At 46.6% G+C, this 20,462-nt stretch carries 13 protein-coding genes and 1 tRNA gene; 9 read left to right on the top strand and 5 right to left on the bottom strand.

Annotated elements, in window-relative coordinates; genetic code table 11:
- Together H9626_RS13775 and H9626_RS13780 are read left to right on the top strand one after the other, a co-directional pair.
- Nucleotides 1-168: a hypothetical protein gene (locus H9626_RS13775; protein WP_178257190.1), complete on the top strand. Its 168-nt coding sequence runs from the start codon at nt 1-3 to the stop codon at nt 166-168.
- Between the two features lie 163 nt (nt 169-331).
- The gene (locus H9626_RS13780; protein ID WP_178257192.1) at nt 332-892 is read left to right on the top strand and encodes an NAD(P)H-dependent oxidoreductase; all 561 of its coding nucleotides are present in this window, start codon (nt 332-334) and stop codon (nt 890-892) included.
- Between the two features lie 71 nt (nt 893-963).
- Here the strand turns inward: H9626_RS13780 and H9626_RS13785 are convergent.
- A tRNA-Gln gene (locus H9626_RS13785) sits at nt 964-1,034 on the bottom strand.
- A gap of 135 nt (nt 1,035-1,169) precedes the next feature.
- Here H9626_RS13785 and H9626_RS13790 point away from each other — a divergent pair.
- The 3 genes from H9626_RS13790 to H9626_RS13800 all read left to right on the top strand — a co-directional run bounded on the left by H9626_RS13790 (nt 1,170) and on the right by H9626_RS13800 (nt 7,462).
- Nucleotides 1,170-4,427, top strand: coding sequence for a S41 family peptidase (locus H9626_RS13790; RefSeq protein ID WP_191710847.1), 3,258 nt, complete (start codon nt 1,170-1,172; stop codon nt 4,425-4,427).
- 590 nt (nt 4,428-5,017) lie between these two features.
- On the top strand, nt 5,018-6,217 hold the full coding sequence (locus H9626_RS13795; protein WP_178257194.1) for a multidrug effflux MFS transporter: 1,200 nt from the start codon (nt 5,018-5,020) through the stop codon (nt 6,215-6,217).
- 72 nt (nt 6,218-6,289) lie between these two features.
- A complete protein-coding gene (locus H9626_RS13800; RefSeq protein WP_191710848.1) occupies nt 6,290-7,462 on the top strand; it encodes an iron-containing alcohol dehydrogenase in 1,173 nt (390 codons plus the stop codon).
- 102 nt (nt 7,463-7,564) lie between these two features.
- On the opposite strand, the gene H9626_RS13805 is transcribed toward H9626_RS13800, so the two are convergent.
- Nucleotides 7,565-8,014: an acyl-CoA thioesterase gene (locus H9626_RS13805; protein WP_191710849.1), complete on the bottom strand. Its 450-nt coding sequence runs from the start codon at nt 8,012-8,014 to the stop codon at nt 7,565-7,567.
- Nucleotides 8,015-8,141: 127 nt separating this feature from the next.
- On the opposite strand from H9626_RS13805, the gene H9626_RS13810 reads away from it, so the two are divergent.
- Together H9626_RS13810 and H9626_RS13815 are read left to right on the top strand one after the other, a co-directional pair.
- The gene (locus tag H9626_RS13810) at nt 8,142-9,425 is read left to right on the top strand and encodes an O-acetylhomoserine aminocarboxypropyltransferase/cysteine synthase family protein (RefSeq protein ID WP_178257197.1); all 1,284 of its coding nucleotides are present in this window, start codon (nt 8,142-8,144) and stop codon (nt 9,423-9,425) included.
- Between the two features lie 74 nt (nt 9,426-9,499).
- The gene (locus tag H9626_RS13815) at nt 9,500-11,302 is read left to right on the top strand and encodes a MutS family DNA mismatch repair protein (RefSeq protein WP_191710850.1); all 1,803 of its coding nucleotides are present in this window, start codon (nt 9,500-9,502) and stop codon (nt 11,300-11,302) included.
- A 108-nt stretch (nt 11,303-11,410) separates the two neighbouring features.
- On the opposite strand, the gene H9626_RS13820 is transcribed toward H9626_RS13815, so the two are convergent.
- The 3 genes from H9626_RS13820 to H9626_RS13830 all read right to left on the bottom strand — a co-directional run bounded on the left by H9626_RS13820 (nt 11,411) and on the right by H9626_RS13830 (nt 17,678).
- Nucleotides 11,411-15,583 carry a hybrid sensor histidine kinase/response regulator transcription factor gene (locus H9626_RS13820; RefSeq protein WP_191710851.1) on the bottom strand — a complete coding sequence of 1,391 codons (4,173 nt, stop codon included), beginning with the start codon at nt 15,581-15,583 and terminating at the stop codon, nt 11,411-11,413.
- 121 nt (nt 15,584-15,704) lie between these two features.
- Nucleotides 15,705-16,862, bottom strand: coding sequence for an MFS transporter AraJ (gene araJ, locus H9626_RS13825; protein ID WP_178257200.1), 1,158 nt, complete (start codon nt 16,860-16,862; stop codon nt 15,705-15,707).
- Nucleotides 16,863-17,018: 156 nt separating this feature from the next.
- A complete protein-coding gene (locus H9626_RS13830; protein WP_191710852.1) occupies nt 17,019-17,678 on the bottom strand; it encodes a hypothetical protein in 660 nt (219 codons plus the stop codon).
- A gap of 379 nt (nt 17,679-18,057) precedes the next feature.
- Here H9626_RS13830 and H9626_RS13835 point away from each other — a divergent pair, with 379 nt between their 5' ends.
- Together H9626_RS13835 and H9626_RS13840 are read left to right on the top strand one after the other, a co-directional pair.
- Nucleotides 18,058-19,287, top strand: a complete 1,230-nt coding sequence (locus H9626_RS13835) for a site-specific integrase (RefSeq protein ID WP_191710853.1) — start codon at nt 18,058-18,060, stop codon at nt 19,285-19,287.
- Nucleotides 19,288-19,312: 25 nt separating this feature from the next.
- Complete coding sequence (locus tag H9626_RS13840) at nt 19,313-20,434, top strand: PDDEXK nuclease domain-containing protein (RefSeq protein ID WP_191710854.1); 1,122 nt, start codon at nt 19,313-19,315, stop codon at nt 20,432-20,434.
- The last annotated feature ends 28 nt before the right edge of the window (nt 20,435-20,462 follow it).

A 20,462-nucleotide genomic window follows, 5' to 3' on the forward strand; every position in this document is an offset into this window, starting at 1 on the left:
ATGATGGACGATTGGGAAGAATTTGAAAGTTGGCACGAGGATTTGATGGCATGGGAACGCTTTCAAGACGAGCTTGAAAGAATCAAGGGAGAAAATACCAACGATAACTCGCATAAAGAAAAAATTAACAATATATCAGACAATCAAACTTTTCCAAATAAACAATAAGAACAGAAATCTTGTTAATTTTGTAACGTTAGGCTCAAAGCACCACAAGTATATAAAGATTAGCTTTGAAAACTATCTGCACTTCTCCAGCACATTCCAAGGACAATCCGGTATGTCGCACGGAAAGGCAGCTATTAAAGTTTAACATAAAACAGGAAAGGGTATGAAAAAGATTTTAATTGTATCGGGACATCCCGACTTAAACGACTCATTTGCCAATAAGACGATATTAGAAGAAACAAAGAAATTATTACCGGAGGCTGAATTCGTATATTTGGATAAATTATATCCGGATTTTCAAATTGATGTGAAAACAGAACAAGAACGATTACTCCGTGCGGATATCATCGTTCTGCAATATCCTATATTTTGGTATAGTGCGCCTTCGCTGATGCACCGCTGGATTGAACAGACTTTTACGCATGGGTTTTCTCATGGTACGACAGGCGATAAACTGAGAGGCAAACAACTTGTATTATCTTTTACCTCTGGTGCACCTGAAGAAATGTATCGACAGGGTGGTCTGCAATGCTATCCTATTGATGATTTTCTTCCTGCTTACAAGCAAATGGCGAAGTTATGTGGCCTGCAATGGTGCGATTATATATACAGCGGAGGGCTGTCGTATGCCAGCCGGCATGATGAAACAGAACTGGCACGCATGAAAGACAAAGCGATTCAACATGCACATTTGCTGGTAGAAAAACTAAAAGGCATGGCATAAAGGGATTTCAAAATCATAAATGAATACACAAAAAAATAGGCTGTCTCTTTACGAGCAGCCTATTTTTTTTGTTGGACTACCTGGATTCGAACCAAGACAAACAGAACCAAAACCTGTTGTGCTGCCATTACACCATAGTCCAAACTTTTGTTGTTTTCCTTAGAAAACGGTGCAAAGATAATCTTTTTCAGTAATATCTTCCAAATAAAATTTCACTTTTTTTCATGTTAACTGCATAATACGTACCTTTGCCCCTAAACAAACAATCAGATTTAGTATGAAAAAGAGCTTATTAACCCTTATATTGGGGACAATTACAGTGGGCGGCTCGGCTGTCACACCGATGTGGTTACGCGATGTCCGTATTTCGCCCGATGGTACGGAAATCGCTTTTTGTTATAAAGGGGACATTTATAAAGTGGCTGCTTCGGGTGGAGAAGCGGTACAACTTACTACGCAGGCTTCGTACGAGATGATGCCTGTATGGTCACCCGACGGAAAACAGATTGCTTTTGCAAGCGACCGTTACGGAAGTTTTGACGTGTTCGTGATGCCGGCAAACGGGGGTGCGGCACGCAGGTTGACTACCAACTCGGCGGCAGAAACGCCTTCAGCTTTTACCCCCGATGGGCAGGCGGTGGTATTTTCTGCCAGCATTCAAGACCCGGCTACAAGTGCTTTGTTTCCTACGGGGGCTATGACCGAATTATATAAAGTATCTGTGGGAGGCGGCAGAACCGAACAGGTGTTGGGTACTCCGGCTGAAATGGTTTGCTTCAATCCTTCCGGTGACGCTTTCTTATACCAAGACCGGAAAGGCTTTGAGGATGAATGGAGAAAACATCACACTTCTTCTATTACGCGAGACGTATGGATGTATGACACCAAAACGAAAACGCATACCAATCTGACTAACCGCGCAGGCGAAGACCGTAATCCCGTATGGGCGGCAAACGGAAAGGATGTTTATTTCTTGAGCGAGCGGGATAATGGTTCGATGAACGTCTATGCATTTGCTGTTGATAATCCGAAAAGTGTCCGTGCGGTAACAGCTTTCAGCACTCATCCCGTACGGTTCTTATCTGCCGGAAGCAACGGCACACTCTGTTATACGTACGACGGGGAGATTTACACACAACGCCCCGACGGAAATCCTCAAAAGGTGGCTGTTACGCTGACACGCGACGATGAGTCTATCCCTGCTTCGCTGACGTTTACCCGTGGGGCAAGCGAGGCTACCGTATCGCCCGACGGCAAACAGGTGGCTTTCATCGTGCGCGGTGACGTATTCGTTACTTCCGTAGAGTATGGAACAACGAAACAAATTACACATACTCCCGAAACTGAAGAGGGTATTTCGTTCGGCGCAGATAACCGTACATTGGTGTATGCAAGCGAGCGAAACGGTAACTGGGGCTTATATACCGCCAAAATAGCGCGTAAAGACGACCTGAATTTCCCGAATGCTACGCTGATTGAAGAAAATGTGCTGTTGGCAGACAAAGAAACGGAGCGTCAGATGCCGAAGTTCTCGCCGGACGGCAAAGAGGTGGCTTTTGTTGAAGACCGTATGCGGCTAAAGGTGATGAACGTAGAGACGAAGCAAGTCCGCCAAGTAACCGACGGTTCGGAATGGTATGAAACCACGGGCAGCTTTGATTACTCATGGTCGCCGGACGGCAAATGGTTTACACTGACGCTTATCAGCAACCGGCATGACCCGTATACCGATGTGGCTTTGGTACGTGCCGACGGGAAAAGCAAACCGGTTAATCTGACCAGCAGCGGCTATACGAGCGGTTCGCCACGCTGGGTAATGGGTGGAAATGCCATCTTGTTTACCACCGAGCGTTACGGAATGCGTAACCATGCTTCATGGGGTTCGCAAGACGATGTGATGATTGCGTTCTTAAACCAAGACGCATACGATAAATTCCGCCTGAGCAAAGAGGATTACGAACTACAGAAAGAGCTGGAAAAAGAACAGGAGAAAGCCTCAGCCGACAAGACAGGCAAGAAAAAGAACGACAAGAAAAAAGACGAGGTTGCTGATAAGAAAAAAGAGGAGGTGAAAGAGATTGTGGTAGAGACCGAGGGTATCGAAGACCGCATCGTGCGACTTACTCCCAACTCGTCAAGCATCGCTTCTGCCATCATCTCGGAAGACGGGGAAAGCCTCTATTATCTGGCAGCATTCGAGGGCGGATTTGATATGTGGAAAATGGATTTGCGCAAGCACGAAACTAAGCTGTTACACAAGATGGATACCGGATGGGCAAACATGGAAACAGACAAGGAGGGAAAAGCTATTTTCATCCTCGGCGGAAACAATATGCAAAAAATGGATGCTGCCTCAGAATCGTTGAAACCGATTACGTTCCGTGCTGAAATGAAGATGGATTTAGCTGCCGAACGTGAGTATATGTTCAATCACGTTTATAAGCAGGAAAAGAAATGCTTCTATACCGAGACCATGCACGGAGTGGATTGGGAGGCTATGACGGAGGCTTACCGTAAGTTCCTGCCCCACATCAATAACAATTACGATTTTGCCGAACTGTTGAGCGAATGGCTGGGCGAACTGAACGTATCGCATACGGGAGGACGCTATTATCCGAGTGGAAAGGTGGAGGCTACTGCCAGTTTGGGCGTGTTCTTCGACTGGGATTACACCGGGAACGGTATGCGTATTGCCGAAGTGGTAGAGAAAGGACCTTTCGACCGCAAAAGTACGAAGGTTACGGCGGGAACGGTTATCGAGAAAATAGACGGCGAATCCATCACACCGGCTACCGACTGTTTTGCGCTGCTCAACGGCAAGGCGGGCAAGAAAGTCCTTGTGTCGCTCTTCAATCCGCAAACCAACGAACGTTGGGACGAGGTAGTGAAACCCATCAGCGGTGGAGCTTTCAGCGATTTGCTCTACAAACGCTGGGTAAAACAGCGCGCTGCCGATGTTGAGAAATGGTCGGACGGACGTTTGGGATATGTACACATCGAGTCGATGGACGACGGCAGTTTCCGTACCGTATATTCCGATATTCTCGGCAAGTATAACCATTGCGAGGGTATCGTTATCGACACGCGCTTCAACGGGGGCGGACGTTTGCATGAAGACATCGAGGTGTTGTTCAGCGGCGAGAAATACCTAACACAGGTTATTCGCGGACGTGAAGTGTGCGACATGCCGAGCCGCCGCTGGAACAAACCGTCTATCATGGTGCAATGCGAGGCTAACTACTCGAACGCACACGGCACGCCGTGGGTGTACAAGCACCGTGGCATCGGCAAGTTAGTAGGTGCACCTGTTCCGGGAACCATGACTTCCGTCAACTGGGAAACGCTGCAAGACCGCAGCCTCGTATTCGGTATTCCGGTGATAGGCTATCGCCTGCCGGACGGCAGCTATTTAGAAAACAAGCAGCTCGACCCGGACATCTACGTGCTTAACACTCCGGAAACCGTGGTGAAGGGTGAAGATACCCAACTGAAAGCCGCGGTAGACGAACTGCTTAAAGAGATAGACCGTAAATAAGAAATATTATATCGGATAAGTTTTTAGGGCTTCTGATAATTCAGAAGCCCTCATTATATATAACTACTCGAAAATATCTTTCAAAATATAGCCAATATCATATTTTCGTAACTCATCCGTATACGTATCAAATGTATAGAGCGTACCATTCGCCACATCTATATCAAATGGGAAAACAGACCGGAAACAAACTCAAAAAGGGGCGGATAAAATACTTAATCGGAAAATTTAAAACAGGCTCTCAACAATGTATGAAAAATTTATTTCTTTATCTGCTTCCCCAAGCCTTCAGAACACGAATCGGCACATTTATACAAAGATACAAAAAGCGTTCTACCTCCCATAAGACATAAAGATAAATCGCTGATTATAAGGCACCAAATTCAGATAGAAACATAAGCGGAAGAACGGATAAACATTACCCGATAAATTAGCCGATCCTACCGCTTGCGTTATGCATTTTTACCGCTTGCGTTTTCGGCCTCATCCCTACCCCGATTTGGAACTATTAAACAATAATTTTCAAAACAAAACATTTTGTCAAAAAAATGTAACGTACTTTCGCGCCGAAAAGAACCAAACAATTCATTATGAGACAAAACAAGAACTCTAAAACTTTTATACTCGTCTTTTTAGGTATGCTGACGGCGTTCGGCCCTTTTGTAACAGACATGTATCTCCCTACGCTCCCGGCAATGTCGGACTTCTTTAACACCACTTCGTCGATGGTCCAGTTAGGACTTACTACAAGCATGGTAGGCCTCGCCGTGGGGCAACTGTTTTTCGGACCGCTTAGCGACAAATACGGGCGTCGTTCGCCGCTTATCATCGCCATGATGCTCTTTCTTGTTTCTTCCGTTGGGTGTATCTACTCGCAGACTATCATGCAGTTCGTGGGTTTCCGCCTGATACAAGGCATCGCGGGAGCGGGTGGCATCGTGATTTCGCGCTCCATCGCCGCCGATAAATTTTCAGGACGCGAATTGGGGAAAATGTTGGCAATCATCGGAGCTATCAACGGGGTTGCTCCCATTGCCGCACCGATGGGCGGAGGTATGCTTGCCGACAGCGTGGGCTGGCAAGGCATCTTCTGGTGTTTGTTCGGATTAGGAGTCATTTTATTGGCCGGCAGTTTTCACCTCAGCGAATCGTTGCCGCAAGAAAACCGGAAAGCTGCAAAATGGAAAGATGTGTATCGCTCGTTCGGCACGGTGTTGCGCAACCGGCAGTATGTATGCTACATCCTTCAGTTCGGTTTCGCACAAGGCGTGTTGTTCGCCAACATTGCTTCCGCTCCCTTTATCATGCAGCAACATTACGGCTTCTCGCCCATGCTGTTCAGCGTATGTTTCGGGGTCAACGCTGTTGCCATCGTGATTTCTGCCGCAGCCTCGGTGAAATTCCGCCGTCCGGAACAAGCCTTGTCTACGGGAAGCACGGGCATGGTCTTTGCCTCTCTCTTGCTGTGTGTCGCCCTGATTATGAAATGCGACTTTTGGATTTATGAAACGCTACTGCTCTGCCTGCTGTCGATGTTGGGACTGACGTTTACGGCTTCGAACACGTTGGCAATGGACTGCGAGCGGGAAAACGCCGGAACAGCTTCTGCATTGCTCGGCGCATTGGGGTTTGCCTTCGGAGGTATCGTTTCGCCGCTGGTAGGACTGGGCGACCTCATGACTTCTACGGGAATCATCTTTCTGGCAGGTTCGCTCTGTTCGTTCGGCTGTACGCGCTTCGCATTGCGAACCAATCTGTTACAACATGCGCCGGAAATGATTCGGAAATAAACAGGCGTAACATTGTTTTTTCATTAAAAAAACACTATATTTGGGACATACGAACTTTAAACAGGAAGTATTATGAACTCAAATCCAATTTTCAGTGTACACATCCCTACCAAGATTTTGTTCGGATGTGGCGAATTAAAGAAGTTGGCAACAGAAAAGCTGCCGGGAAAGAAAGCCCTGATTGTTATATCGGGAGGAACCGCAATGAAAAAATACGGCTATCTGGATAAAGTTATCGGGCTGCTGAAAGAGAACAACGTAACATCAATCGTATTCGATAAAATTCTTCCGAACCCTATCAAAAGTCATGTGATGGAAGCTGCGACCGTATGCCGCGAAAATCAGTGCGACTTTGTAGTAGGTCTGGGCGGCGGGAGCAGCATCGACTCGGCAAAATCAATCGCTGTAATGGCTTGTAACGAGGGCGATTATTGGGACTACATCAACGGCGGAACCGGAAAGGGACGCCCGGTAACGAAGGCTTTGCCCGTGATTGCCATTCCTACCACTGCGGGAACGGGAACAGAAGCAGACCCGTGGACGGTTATCACCAACGAGGAACGTCAGGAGAAAATAGGCTTCGGAAACGAGTTGACTTTCCCCGTGCTTTCCATCGTCGACCCGGAACTGATGGTGTCTATTCCGCCACATCTCACAGCATATCAGGGCTTTGATGCTTTCTTCCATGCAGCCGAAGGGTTTATCGCCAACTGTGCCACTCCCATCAGCGACCTTTATGCGCTGGAAGCAATCCGTTTGTTATACAAATACTTGCCCGTAGCGGTAAAAGACGGTAAGGACTTAAAGGCAAGGGCAAAGGTAGCATGGGCAAGTACGCTTGCCGGACTGGTGGAAGCTACATCGAGCTGTACGTCGGAACACTCACTTGAGCACGCCATGAGTGCTTACTATCCCGAACTGCCTCACGGAGCGGGGCTTATCGCCATCAGTGAGAATTACTTCGAAACGTTCCGCAATGACAGCATGAAACGTTACATGAAGATGGCGGAAATCATGACGCAGCAGAAGAGCAACCGTCCGAGTGATTTCATCGACGCACTGGTAAGAATGCAGAAAGAATGTGATGTATACGGACTGAAACTGAGCATTTGGGGACTGAAAGAAGAGGATTTCCCGAAGATGGTACAAAACGCCCGCGAAACGATGGGTGGGCTATTCCTTTTCGACCCTCGCCCGATGACGGATGAAGAGGTACTGAACATTTATAAAAAATCATACCGGTAAAGCCGGTGGTTTCCCATTCCAACCCATAAACGAAAGAGGAAGAACCTGAGTGCTTCTGCTTACAGGTTCTTCCTCTTTTCGTTTATCTGAATAAAAGTATTGTTAATCTACCGGTTCCGATAACTCTTCCAATGTTTTTCCTTCGTACAAACAGATTGCTTCCTTATAATCTTTCGGAAGCGCCACGGGCTCTTTCGTAGCTATGTCATACCCTACCAGCACCGTACGACACTGGCATTTCAACACGCCGCTTGCCTTGTTGGTGGCACGTTGCAACAGCGTAAGGCTCTTATTGCCGATATGAATTACCGCCGTTTCAATAATCAGTTCGTCGGAAAAGAACACCGGAGCCAGAAAGTCGGCATTGATATTTGCCACCACCACAGCAAATTTATTCCATTCCTCCATCCCGAACACATCGCGAAAATACGAAGTTTTCGCAAGGTCGTATAACGAAAAATAAGCATTGTTGTTCATGTGCCCGTACAAATCGACATCGCTAAACCGTATTTGTATAGGCATTACGTGTTTAAACTTGATTTCATCTGCCATAATATAGTAGTACTTAAGATTAGTTTTCTCAAATATACATCTTTTTTATTAAAACCGCTATCAAGTGGCAGATTATTTCTTACTTTTGCTCGCACTTACTAAGATTTATCCTTAATAATCATATAAAATGGAAAAGAAATTCAGCAAAGAGACACTCTGCGTACAAGGAGGGTGGACTCCGAAAAACGGAGAGCCTCGGGTTCTTCCGATTTATCAAAGCACAACGTTCAAATACGATACCAGCGAACAGATGGCACGTTTATTCGACCTGAAGGATAGTGGATATTTTTATACACGCCTCCAGAACCCCACGAACGATGCTGTGGCTGCCAAAATTGCCGCATTAGAGGGTGGTGTAGCAGCTATGCTTACTTCATCGGGACAGGCTGCCAACTTTTACGCTGTGTTTAATATCTGCGAAGCGGGCGACCATTTTGTCTGCTCATCTACCATTTACGGAGGAACGTTTAACCTGTTCGGCGTAACGATGAAGAAGTTGGGCATCGAATGTACATTCGTGGATGCCGATGCTCCGGACGAGGAAATCGAAAAGGCGTTCCGCCCGAACACGAAATGCCTGTTCGGAGAAACCATCTCCAATCCGAGTATCAACGTGCTCGACATCGAGAAATTTGCACGCATCGCTCACAAACACGGAGTTCCTTTAATCGTTGACAATACGTTTGCCACTCCCATCAACTGCCGTCCCTTTGAGTGGGGAGCCGACATCGTTACCCATTCTACCACGAAATACATGGACGGACATGCCACCTGCGTAGGCGGAGCCATCGTAGACAGTGGCAACTTCGACTGGGATGCACATGCCGACAAGTTCCCCGGTCTGACTCGCCCGGACGAATCGTACCACGGACTGACGTATACGAAATCATTCGGCAAAATGGCTTACATTACCAAAGCCACTGCCCAACTGATGCGCGACTTGGGTTCCATCCAGTCGCCAGAAAATGCTTTCCTGTTGAATCTCGGCTTGGAAACCCTGCATCTGCGTGTGCCCCGTCACTGCGAAAATGCCCAGCGCGTAGCCGAATGGCTGGAAGCTAACCCGAAAGTGAAATGGGTTAATTACTGCGGACTGAAGAGCAGCAAGTATTACGAACTGGCAAAGAAATACATGCCGAACGGATCGTGTGGGGTCATCGCTTTCGGACTGAAAGGTTCACGCGAAGAGGCTATCCGGTTTATGGACGCCCTGAAGTTGGCTTGCATCGTGACCCACGTAGCCGATGCGCGTACCTGCGTACTGCATCCGGCAAGCCATACGCACCGTCAGCTTACCGACGAACAGTTGATTGAAGCGGGCGTTGCTCCCGATTTGATTCGCTTATCGGTGGGTATCGAAAATGTAACCGACATCATCGCCGATTTGGAGCAAGCGCTTGCCACCATCTGATACACCTGAATACGGAGAGGTACAGGAAGCGTTCACGTACCTCTCTATTTGTTTCTATACATCCCTTTTACCCCATGAAGCCGCACGACTATTACGCCCAGCGTCTGACGACTACCGAAACCGAATTACATCAAGTTAAACAACGCATTACCCGCATCAGTTTATTACGTGTGATCTTGTTTATCGCCGGAGTAGCGGGACTTATCACATTTTTCCACAGCGAGAGTTGGAAAATCATTCTGACCGTATGCTGCACTTTCCTTCCGTTTTTCTTCCTGTTAAAAATACACGACCGTTTGTTCCGGCGTCGCGACTGGCTGGAGACGCAGGCACGCATCAACCGGGAAGAGTTGCAAGCCCTGACGGGAGATAACAGTTGTTTCGACGAGGGAAAGGAGTTTGTTAATCCGGAACATCCGTATTCGTTCGACCTTGATGTGTTCGGAAACCGCTCGCTGTACCAGATGATAAACCGCACTTGTACCACTTTCGGAAAAGACCGCTTGGCTACATGGATGCAACATCACCTGAAAGATAAACAAAACATTGAGGAACGGCAGCAAGCTGTAAGGGATTTAGGGTGCCGTCCCGACTTCCGCGAACAATTCCGCGTAACGGGACTAATCTTTCACGGTCAGGCTTCAGACGGTGAGGAAATCCGTACGTGGACTGAAACTCCGTGCCAATACCTCCATGCTCTTTGGGTGAAATCGTTCATCTGGGGCGTTCCTGCCATCAACGTTGTCTTGCTGGCAGCGGGATTGGCTGACTTTATTTCGATGACTTGGTTCGGACTGTCGTTCATGCTCTTTGTCATCATCAGTTTCGGCATCATCAAGCGTGCCACGATGGTACAGGAAACTTACGGAAAGCGGCTGAAAACCTTAAACAGCTATGCCCGACTGATTGCTTTGGCTAAAAAGGAACAATGGGAATCGGCACTGATTCAAAAGTTGATGGAGCGCCTCAACCTCGATGGAAAATCGCCGGTAGATGCGCTTATGCAACTATCGAAAGAGCTTGACCGTCTTGATTTGCGCAATAACCAACTGCTTTATGTGATTTTGGAAGGAAGTATTTTCTTCCAACTCCGTCAGATAGTACGCATCGAACGATGGAAAGAACGTTACGGGCGGTTCGTCATGGACTGGCTGTCGGTAGTGGGAGAACTTGATGCGCTTTGCTCATTGGGTACTTTCGCTTATAATCACCCCGATTATGCTTGGGCTTCCATCGCCGACACTCCGTTCTGCTTTCAGGCTACGGCAATGGGACATCCGCTTATGCCCGCCCGCCAATGTGTAAAAAACGATGCCTCCATCCCTTCACGCCCTTACTTTCTGATTATCACGGGAGCAAATATGGCAGGGAAAAGCACGTACTTACGCACCATCGGGGCTAACTATCTGCTTGCCTGCATCGGCGCACCCGTGTGCTGCGAGCGGCTTACGCTTTATCCGGCACAACTCGTTACCAGCCTGCGCACATCGGATTCGCTTTCAGACAACGAGTCTTATTTCTTTGCCGAACTCAAACGACTGAAACGTATCATTGACTTACTGAACGAAGGACAAGAGCTGTTCATCATCCTCGACGAGATATTAAAAGGGACGAACTCATCGGATAAACAGAAAGGTTCGTTCGACCTGATCCGACAGTTTATGAAGCTGAAAGCAAACGGCATCATCGCTACCCACGACTTACTGTTGGGAAAACTTGCCACACAGTTTCCCGGACAAATAAGGAACTATTGCTTCGAGGCAGATATTACGAACGACGAGCTTACGTTCTCGTACAAGCTGCGCGAAGGAATCGCACAAAACATGAATGCGTGCTTCCTGATGAAGAAGATGGGAATCACGATTCAAGACGATTAAACCCCGTCTGATAACTCCCGAAAACGCTACCGTTAGCGTTGCTTCACGCAAGCCGAAGCGTTACCCCATTCTACCCATAGGATTCACTTACGCTATGGGTAGAATTTTTTATGCCTCAGAATCGGGAATATTTTCACTGTTCGCCCCCTCGGGTTTTATGTCACGCAATGCGCTGGGAAGCATCCCGAACTGCCGTTTGAAACACTTTGTGAAATACTTCGGGTCATTAAATCCTACCGCATACGCTATCTCAGAAATATTCATGTCCAGCCCCTCTCCTACCAGTAACTGACGGGAAACGTTCAGACGGTAAGTCTTCATAAACTGTCCGATTGACTGCCCTGTCAGGTCTTGCAGTTTCTGATTAACCAACGTCTTACTATACCCCATATCGTGAACAAACCGCTCAAGGTCGTATTCTGCATCGGCATAATTCTGCTTCATAAAGTCGATTGCCCGCTGCATAAACATTTTATCACGCGAGTCTTCTTGCAAGCCTAATTCACCCATATCGGCCGACACAGCAAAACGTTCCTTATACCGACGGCGCAAATTCAGGATATTCCGCACACGCACCTTTAAGACTTCAGCATCAAACGGCTTACAAAGATACTCATCGACTCCTATCGAATAGCTAATCTTTTCTTTTTCCAGTGAATTTACTGCGGTAAGCATCAAGAAAGGAATATGGCTGGTGGAAAGATTTTCTTTTACCTGACGGGATAATTCTATCCCATCCATGCCCGGCATCAACAAATCGCTTATAATCAGGTCGACCTTTCGGCTACGGATAAGTTGCAATGCCTCAACTCCGTTTGCTGCCTCCAGTATTAAATAATCCTTCTCTAAAAGCGAACGAATGTAAGTACGCATGTCTTTATTATCATCCACTAACAACAGTGTTTCGTCGGACAACGGTTCACAAGCAGCTTCCTCCTGCCTGATACATTCTTCTTTGACACAGGGAGGCACGATGTGCGACAAACCAATGGGTAACAACAAACGGAACGAAGCCCCACCTGTCCGGTTATTTTTCGCATAAATAGTTCCGCCCTGCATTTCAACAATACGTTTACACACGTAAAGTCCGATGCCCGTACTGCCTTGTCCGGCTGCCGCATATTTCACCGTACCGGGCGACTGATAGAAACGGGAAAATATACGTTCCAAATCTTCGGGAGGAATACCGTTTCCTGTATCACTGACCGCAAAATACAATTTATACCCAGCTTTGCCGGAATTCAAGAGCGCCACCCAGACCGTAATCCGTCCGCCCGCAGGAGTATATTTCACGGCATTCGACATTAAATTCGATACAATCCGATTCAAATATCCTGCATCTGCCTCAATAACCGGCGAAGTAAGGCGAGTATACACATTGAAAGAAATATTACGTTCGGCTGCAAATGCTTGGAACGGAGACAGACTATCTTCCAAAAAAGCCGACAACCGGAGCGGCTTCGGATTAAAGCGTGTCTGTTCTTCATCCAGCTTTCTGAAATCCATCAATTCATTTACCAAAGCAAGAAGTTGCCGCGAACTTCTCCCCGCAATTTCCAGTTGTTTCCTTGTCTGCTCGTCTTTCGTTCGCTCCAATGCCTGCTCCAACGGCCCTTGTATCAAGGTAACCGGCGTACGGAATTCATGTGCCATATTGGTGAAGAAAGCAATTTTCTCGGCAGTCACTTCTTCCATTCGGCGCGCCATGACCTCCAACTGTCGGTTCTGCACTTCCAGTTCGTGCGTACGTTCCGAGACCAATTCCTCCAACCGTACCTGCCTGCGCCGCAAAAGACGCACCTTGTAACGGTAATATCCGTAACTTCCCCCGCACAGAAGCAGGAAGATAATTCCCCAAAACCAAACCGATTTATAAAAATAAGGTACTACCCGAACAGTAACAGCCATTTCTTTATCCGTCCAATGCCCGTCGCGGTCAGTAGCTTTCAGATGTAACACATAATGTCCCGGAGGCAGAGATACATAAGTCAGTGACGACTCACCGGCAAGTGTCTCCCGCCAATCTTCATCGTATCCTTCCAGATAATAACCAAAACGAATACAATCGCTGTATCCGTAATCTTGTGTGGTCAGATTTAGAGCCAATGTCCCATTGCTTTCATGATAACGGATGGCTTCGTCTTCATCGGTAAACGACCAACTCTTTGACTTGGCAAGACGATAAGCAGCTATTTTGATAGGCATATTTGCGGTCACAGTGTCTGATGTGTCTGAATGAATTGCCAGTAACTTATGTTCCTTTCCCCCATAAATCAACGGTTTAACCGCAGAATGACAAAACGCATTGGCTGCAAACCCTTTTCCTGATAATCCGTCTGCCTGTGAGTAATTCATGAACGTATACGTTCCAACATCCATGTGCGCTATTCCGTTGTCGGTAGAAATCCATAGATGACCTTCGTTATCTTCCGCCAATCCTAAGACAACATTGTCGGGCAAGCCGTTGCGAACGGTCAGATTCTCAAACTCAAAATGCCCGTCTGCATCCGAAACCAAGCGATACAGTCCCGTACCGTTTCCTCCTAACCAAATAATACCCCGGCTATCTTGATACAAGGCGTTTATCTTCTCTAACTGAGTGGTATGTTTGTCGGTAAGACGATACTTCAGATAAGTATAACTGAAGCGCTGGCGCGACTGCGCAAACGAAGCTAAATCGACAACAAACACACCTTCGGTTGTACCCACCCACAAACGACTTTTCCGGTCAATCAGCAACGCATTTATCGCATCAAACTCGTTATCGCTCAAGTCGAAAGTAATCCGCTGAAACGACTTCTTACGCTTATCATAAAATATAAGTCCTCTTACAGAACCAAACCAAATTCCCTGATTCATTCTGTCTTCTACCGCACTGAGGATGAAATCGCTCTCCAACCCGATATTGTCTTCCCAAAAATACTGTCGGAAAACCCGGTTACCCGGACGATTCAGGTCAAGTTCCGTGATACCCACACCCCATGTATATGCCCAAAGATGATTATCGCTGTCTATCAGCAATCCCTTTATGCTATTGCTGCTTATCGACGTCCTGCTGCCGGGAATGTACGTATAATGGGTAGCGTCTTCACTTTCCAATTCTTTTCGATACAAGCCGTCTTCTACCGTCCCTATCCACAAGTTGCCTTCATGGTCTTCGGCTATGGCACTAATCTCCACTTTCCTTTGTGCGGCAGACGTGGCAGGAATATAATCCCAAACATCAATGCGAAGCCGTTTCCTGTACAACAGGTCGACACCCTCATCGCGCGTTCCCGCCCAAATATTCTCGCCTTCGGCATAAAGACAGTTTATCGCATTGCTGTTGATGGTCGAATTATCCCGCTCGGTAGTGCGGCGGATAAAATGGAAAGTATCGGTAGAACGGTCATAAACATTGAGTCCGTTCAGCGTAGCTACAATTACACTTCCTTCGTCGGTCAGATGAATATCTGTGATATACGCCTGACTCAACATGCCGGAACGGTGAGTGGAATAGCGATAACGCTTTACTTCACCCGAACGATGATCATACCGAAACAGTCCCCGGTTACTCCCCATCCACAAAAAATCACCGTCGGACTGTAAACAAGAGATACGCCAATCTTCACTGAAAGGCTCTACCTGAGGTATCAGCACCTTATTTATCTGATGATTGTCTGCCTTTACAAAACGATATAGCCGGTTCCCGATGCCGGCACATACACCCGCTTCCGTATCGGTCATTTCCGAAATGCCCTCGTTCTCGGGATTCATCAACCGGAAATAATTGCTTACCTCACCTTTAGCATCCAACTCGATACACCATAAGGCACGGTCGGAAACCACCCACACATCACCATTGCGTGAGCAATACAGCGTACGGATATAAGACCGGCACAAGGATTTCAATTCGGGAAAAGCCGAGATATCAAGACTAACCAACCGACACGTAGCCACATCCATCCAGTCCAACCCTCCTTCCGAACCAATCCAAAGCCTGCCGCAACCATCTTCACAGAGCGAGTAAACATAATTACTCTTTAAAGCATCTGTTTCTCCACGCGCCGTATATGTCAGGAACCGATATCCATCATAGCGTCCTACTCCACCCTGCGTAGCCATCCATACATAACCTTTCGAATCTTTTAAAATGGCAGTAACGCAGTTATTCGGAAGTCCCTCGGCTTCGGTAATAAAGCGAAAATTATAACGTGAAAAAAACGTATCGGCAGACAAAGCGTATGCCGTCAAGCATCCGGTAAAAAGAATATATATAAGAAACAAGATATGTCGTTTCATAGGGAAAAGCATCAGATTTGTTACGCAAATGTACATAAATATTAAACGCTCCCCTACGAGAACATAAAGTTTTTTACAGTTCATAGAGCCTTCAAGAGCCAGTTTAAATTTAGCTCTAAGTCTATATCCGCTTCATCATGCGCTCGCGTTTTAAATAAATGGAAACCGAAAGCAAACCCAGCAATACGACAAAAACGCCCACCAATGCCGGATAACGATAACCTAAACCTGCCTCAACAGGCAATCCGCCCAAATACGCTCCTACGGCATTGCCAAGATTAAAGGCTATCTGCACACACGCAGCACCCATCATCTCGCTGCCCCGCGAGTTTTGAAGCAACAATAACTGTTGAGGAGAAGATACGGCAAACAAACATGCTGTACCGATAAACATGAGCAATACAGACAGCCACGGAACAGATGCAAAGAAAAACGTACCGAGCAAAGAAACAAGCATCAACACCTGCGTAAAACGAATAACAGGAGCCAGTCCGTACAAGTCGCCACACTTACCGCCCACCAGATTACCAATCGTCATCCCCAACCCTGCAAGCACCATAATCAACGTAATATGTGAAGCAGCAAATCCCGCCTCGTGTATCATTTGGGGAGTAACATAACTGAACCAACAGAAGATTCCGCCGTTGCCAAACATCGTAGTCAGAATGATAAGCCACGGAGCCAATTTTTTCAAGAAGCGGAACTGACCTTTCAGTCCCACGTCGGGCAAGGCAGGAAGCGAAGGAACCCATTTATAAATCAAGTAGAATATCAGCAGTCCCCATCCCGCATTGAACAGGAACGGAAAACGCCACGAAACCAGATTGCTGAGCATCGTTCCGAAAGGTACTCCGAACAGATTGGCAACCGTCATGCCGGCAATCATCATTGATACCGCCAACGACTCTTTTCCCTTATCCGCCACTCTTTCTGCAACGATAGACCCCACGCCAAAAAATGCACCATGAGGCAGACCAGAAACAAACCGCATGAGCAACAAACTCCAATAACCTTGCGAAAACGCCGCACACAGGTTTCCTACAAAATAAACAGCGACCAAGCCCAGCAGAATTTGTTTCAGCGGGCGCGTACGTGCCACAACCACCATCAACGGCGCTCCCACACACACACCAATAGCATACGCCGAAATAAAATGTCCGGCCGTAGGGATACTCACCCCTAAATCATGCGCCACATTAGGAAGGATTCCCATCATAACAAACTCCGCAATACCCAGTCCCAACGTACCGGAAGCAAGTGCCAACAAACTTTTTTTCATGACTCCATTCTCTATTTTCGCGCAAAGTTAACACGAATAAGTGTACCAAGAACACTATGTTTAATTTCTTGATTTATGTCATTTTTATTCGCGTTCTGTGCGCCTCTCCATCATGTTTCCGCACACTTGCTAATCTAAGAAATATCCTGACGGCCTCTACTCCCGAACGCCGTCGGCATCCTTCTTAGCTATTTTTACATAGACAGGCATCTTATCATCCGGAGGAGTATCTTCCTCTAATCTGATGGTATAAAATACATAACCGTCTATACCATACTTTTCAAACCATTTTCTTGGCTCAACTCCCGAATCACGCAAGCCGCAAAACCAAATTCCGTTCTGAATCGGAATACCAGCGGTATAAGCCATGACAGGGATATCGTTACTATCTCCGGGAGTAAATGTTTCCATTAAGATTTTCATGTTATCCATGCGCACCGTATCATTAAAAATGGGCTGATTATTGCTTGCCGGATAGAAACAACAGATATGTAAGCTGTCCTTTCCATAAGGAACGGCCATAAAGTCAAGAGATTCGATGCTATCAACAAGCAGAAAGTGAACAAACTCAGGAAGCAATTCTTGTTCGCTAAATGCGCCGTTACTGCAAGTCACTTTCTTCAGCTTCGCACGCTTTCCGTTAAAATCACCTTTCAAGGTTACACGCAAATGTTGAACATTCTGCATCTGAAAATATTGCTGCATGAGTTCAGGTAAAGTCTTTGTCCGATATTCATACTCCACCTTTATGGGTTGTGCCTGCGTTAACATTACAGTCAGAGCAAGCAGCATGGTAATGATGATTTTCTTGTGCATATTCCTATACTGTTTTTCAATCTCAAAGATATTGCATTTATTTGGGTCAGCCCAAGAAAATTCTGACTTATTATAAAGAAAAATCGGCTAAACATGAAAACATGCTTAGCCGATTTCTTCGTACCCAGACCCGGTACAAGGCATAGAAATCATAGGAAAATAAAAGAATTTATCTTCCTTATTATCAATTATTTGCATCTTTCTTATTTTCTCTATTTTTGCCATATTTTGCCCATTTTTCGTCATTAAGTACACTTTTAGTACACTTTGAAATTCCATTTTCTTTTGTACCTTTGCAATATCGGAAAACAAAAGAAAATCAATTATTTAGCGTAATCACCCGGTTATGGTACCTAAATCGGGATAAAACCTCTAAACAATGGCAAAGTTAGAAAATAAAACGAAAGAAAACCCTAAATTGGAGCAAAACAGGCTGTCGGACGGCAGAATTAGTTTGTATCTGGAGTATTATTTGGGTAGAGAGGAAAAGCCTGTATTGGATGAAAACGGTAATCAGGTGTATTATGAAAGCGGTAAGATGCGGGGAAAGCCGAAGTTCGCTATCAAGCATCACAGGCGAAAAGAGAACCTCAGCCTGTATCTGATAGAGAAGCCACGTACCCCTGCGGAACGCCAGCAGAACAAGGAAACACTGGAGCTTGCTGTAAAAATACGTGCCGAACGTGAACAGGAGTTTAAGGAAAGTATGTTGGGCTATCGCCTGAAAAAAGACCGGAACGTGAATTTCTTGGATTATTTTCAAGCCTATATCAATGACTATACCAAGAAAGACATTCGGATGGTGCAAATCGCCCTAAGCCGTTTCAAGGACTTTTTGAAGGAGCATTACCCGATGCACGAGTTCGGCATCAAGCCGGAACTTATCACGAAGGACATGATGGAACAGTTCGTAGCTTATCTGCAATCCCGGAGCGTGGGCGAAGGGGCTAAAAGCATCTTCCAGCGTTTCAAGAAGGTTATCCACTATGCGATTGACCACGATGTGATGCTGAAAGACCCCTGCAAAGGCGTTACCTGCAAGGCGGATAGCCAGATACTACGCAAGGACGTGCTTTCGCCGGAAGAAATCCAGCGGTTGATTGCGTGTCATTATGACAACGAGAACCCCAACGTAAGGCGTGCGTTTATCTTTTGCCTGTATTGTGGCTTGCGCTTCTGTGATGTGAAAGACCTTACCTATAAGAATATCGACTACGCTAATAAGCTGCTAAAATTTGAGCAGAACAAGACCAAAGGTCATTCCGCCAGTAGCGGTGTGGTCATTCCGCTCAATGACGGTCTTCTTTCGCTTGTGGGAGAACCGCCGGCAGACGGTAACAAAGACGCTCTCATCTTCAACCTGCCTTCGTATGAAAGTTGCTGCAAATCCGTCAAGCGTTGGGTGAAAAGAGCCGGGATAGATAAGCACATAAGCTGGCATTGCGCCCGTCACTCATTCGCCGTGAATATCCTCAACAATGGGGCGAACATCAAGACGGTTGCCAGCCTGCTCGGGCATAGCGGACTGAAACATACGGAGAAATACACCCGTGCGGTGGATAAATTGAAAGAGGAGGCGATAAACAGCCTGCCGGAATTAAAGTTTTAACCATAAAAGACTTACCTTTGCAATTATGGACTTTGAAGCATTAGTAAAACATATCAGCACGATACAAAGCACGTTGCAGGCGCAAGCCGCACACGCTGTAAACCTCGCCCTGACTGCCCGCAATTGGCTCATGGGCTGCTATATCGTGGAGTTTGAGCAAAACGGTGAAGACCGTGCCGCATACGGCGAACAACTGTTGAAGAAACTGGAACAGCGGTTGAATGTCAAAGGACTGAACGAGCGCAGGTTTCGTGAGTTCCGGCGGTTGTACCTCGTTTATCCGCAACTGAAAGAGCCTATCGCACAATACATATTGGCAGGAAGCGAAATTCGGCACACACTGTCCGCCGAATTTGCAGACCCAATTCGGCGGTCGCCAACCGCCGAATCTTCTCAATACATTCAATCGGCTCAAAACAAATGGATTACCCCACCCGAAAAGTTATTTAGCCGCCTATCCTCTACCCATTTGAATGTAATTTCACCCATTGATAACCCTGTAAAACGTGCTTTCTACGAAATGGAAGCCATTCGGGGCTGCTGGTCAGTAAAGGAATTGGAGCGGCAAATCAATTCCCTCTATTACGAACGCAGCGGATTATCCCAAAATAAGGAAACCTTGTCTGCCTTGGTGCAGCGGCAAGCCATGCCGCTGCAGCCCAAAGACATTATTAACACGCCCGTTACGTTGGAGTTCTTGGGATTGAACGACCGTGCTTTGGTAACGGAAAACGACTTGGAGCAATCCATTCTGGACAACCTGCAACGCTTCCTGTTGGAAATGGGGCATGGCTTCTGCTTCGAAGCACGCCAAAAGAGAATCCTGATAGACGGGGATTATTTCTTTGCCGACCTCGTGTTTTACCACCGCATTTTGAAATGCCATGTCATCGTGGAATTGAAGATAGACAAGTTCCGCCATGAGTACGCTTCGCAACTGAACCTATATCTTAACTACTTCAAGGCGGAAGTGATGCAACCCGACGACAATCCGCCTGTCGGCATCCTGCTTTGCACCGAGAAGGGCGACACGTTGGTAAAATACGCCACTGCCGGATTAGACCCGAACATCTTCGTGCAAAAGTATATGATAGAACTTCCCACTGAAGAGGAAATTAAGAAGTTCATTTCAACTGCAAACTATTAGCAATAAAAAACACTACTGGCGAAAAGAA

The sequence above is a fragment of the Phocaeicola faecium genome (assembly GCF_014837055.1).
Lineage (GTDB): Bacteria > Bacteroidota > Bacteroidia > Bacteroidales > Bacteroidaceae > Phocaeicola > Phocaeicola gallinarum.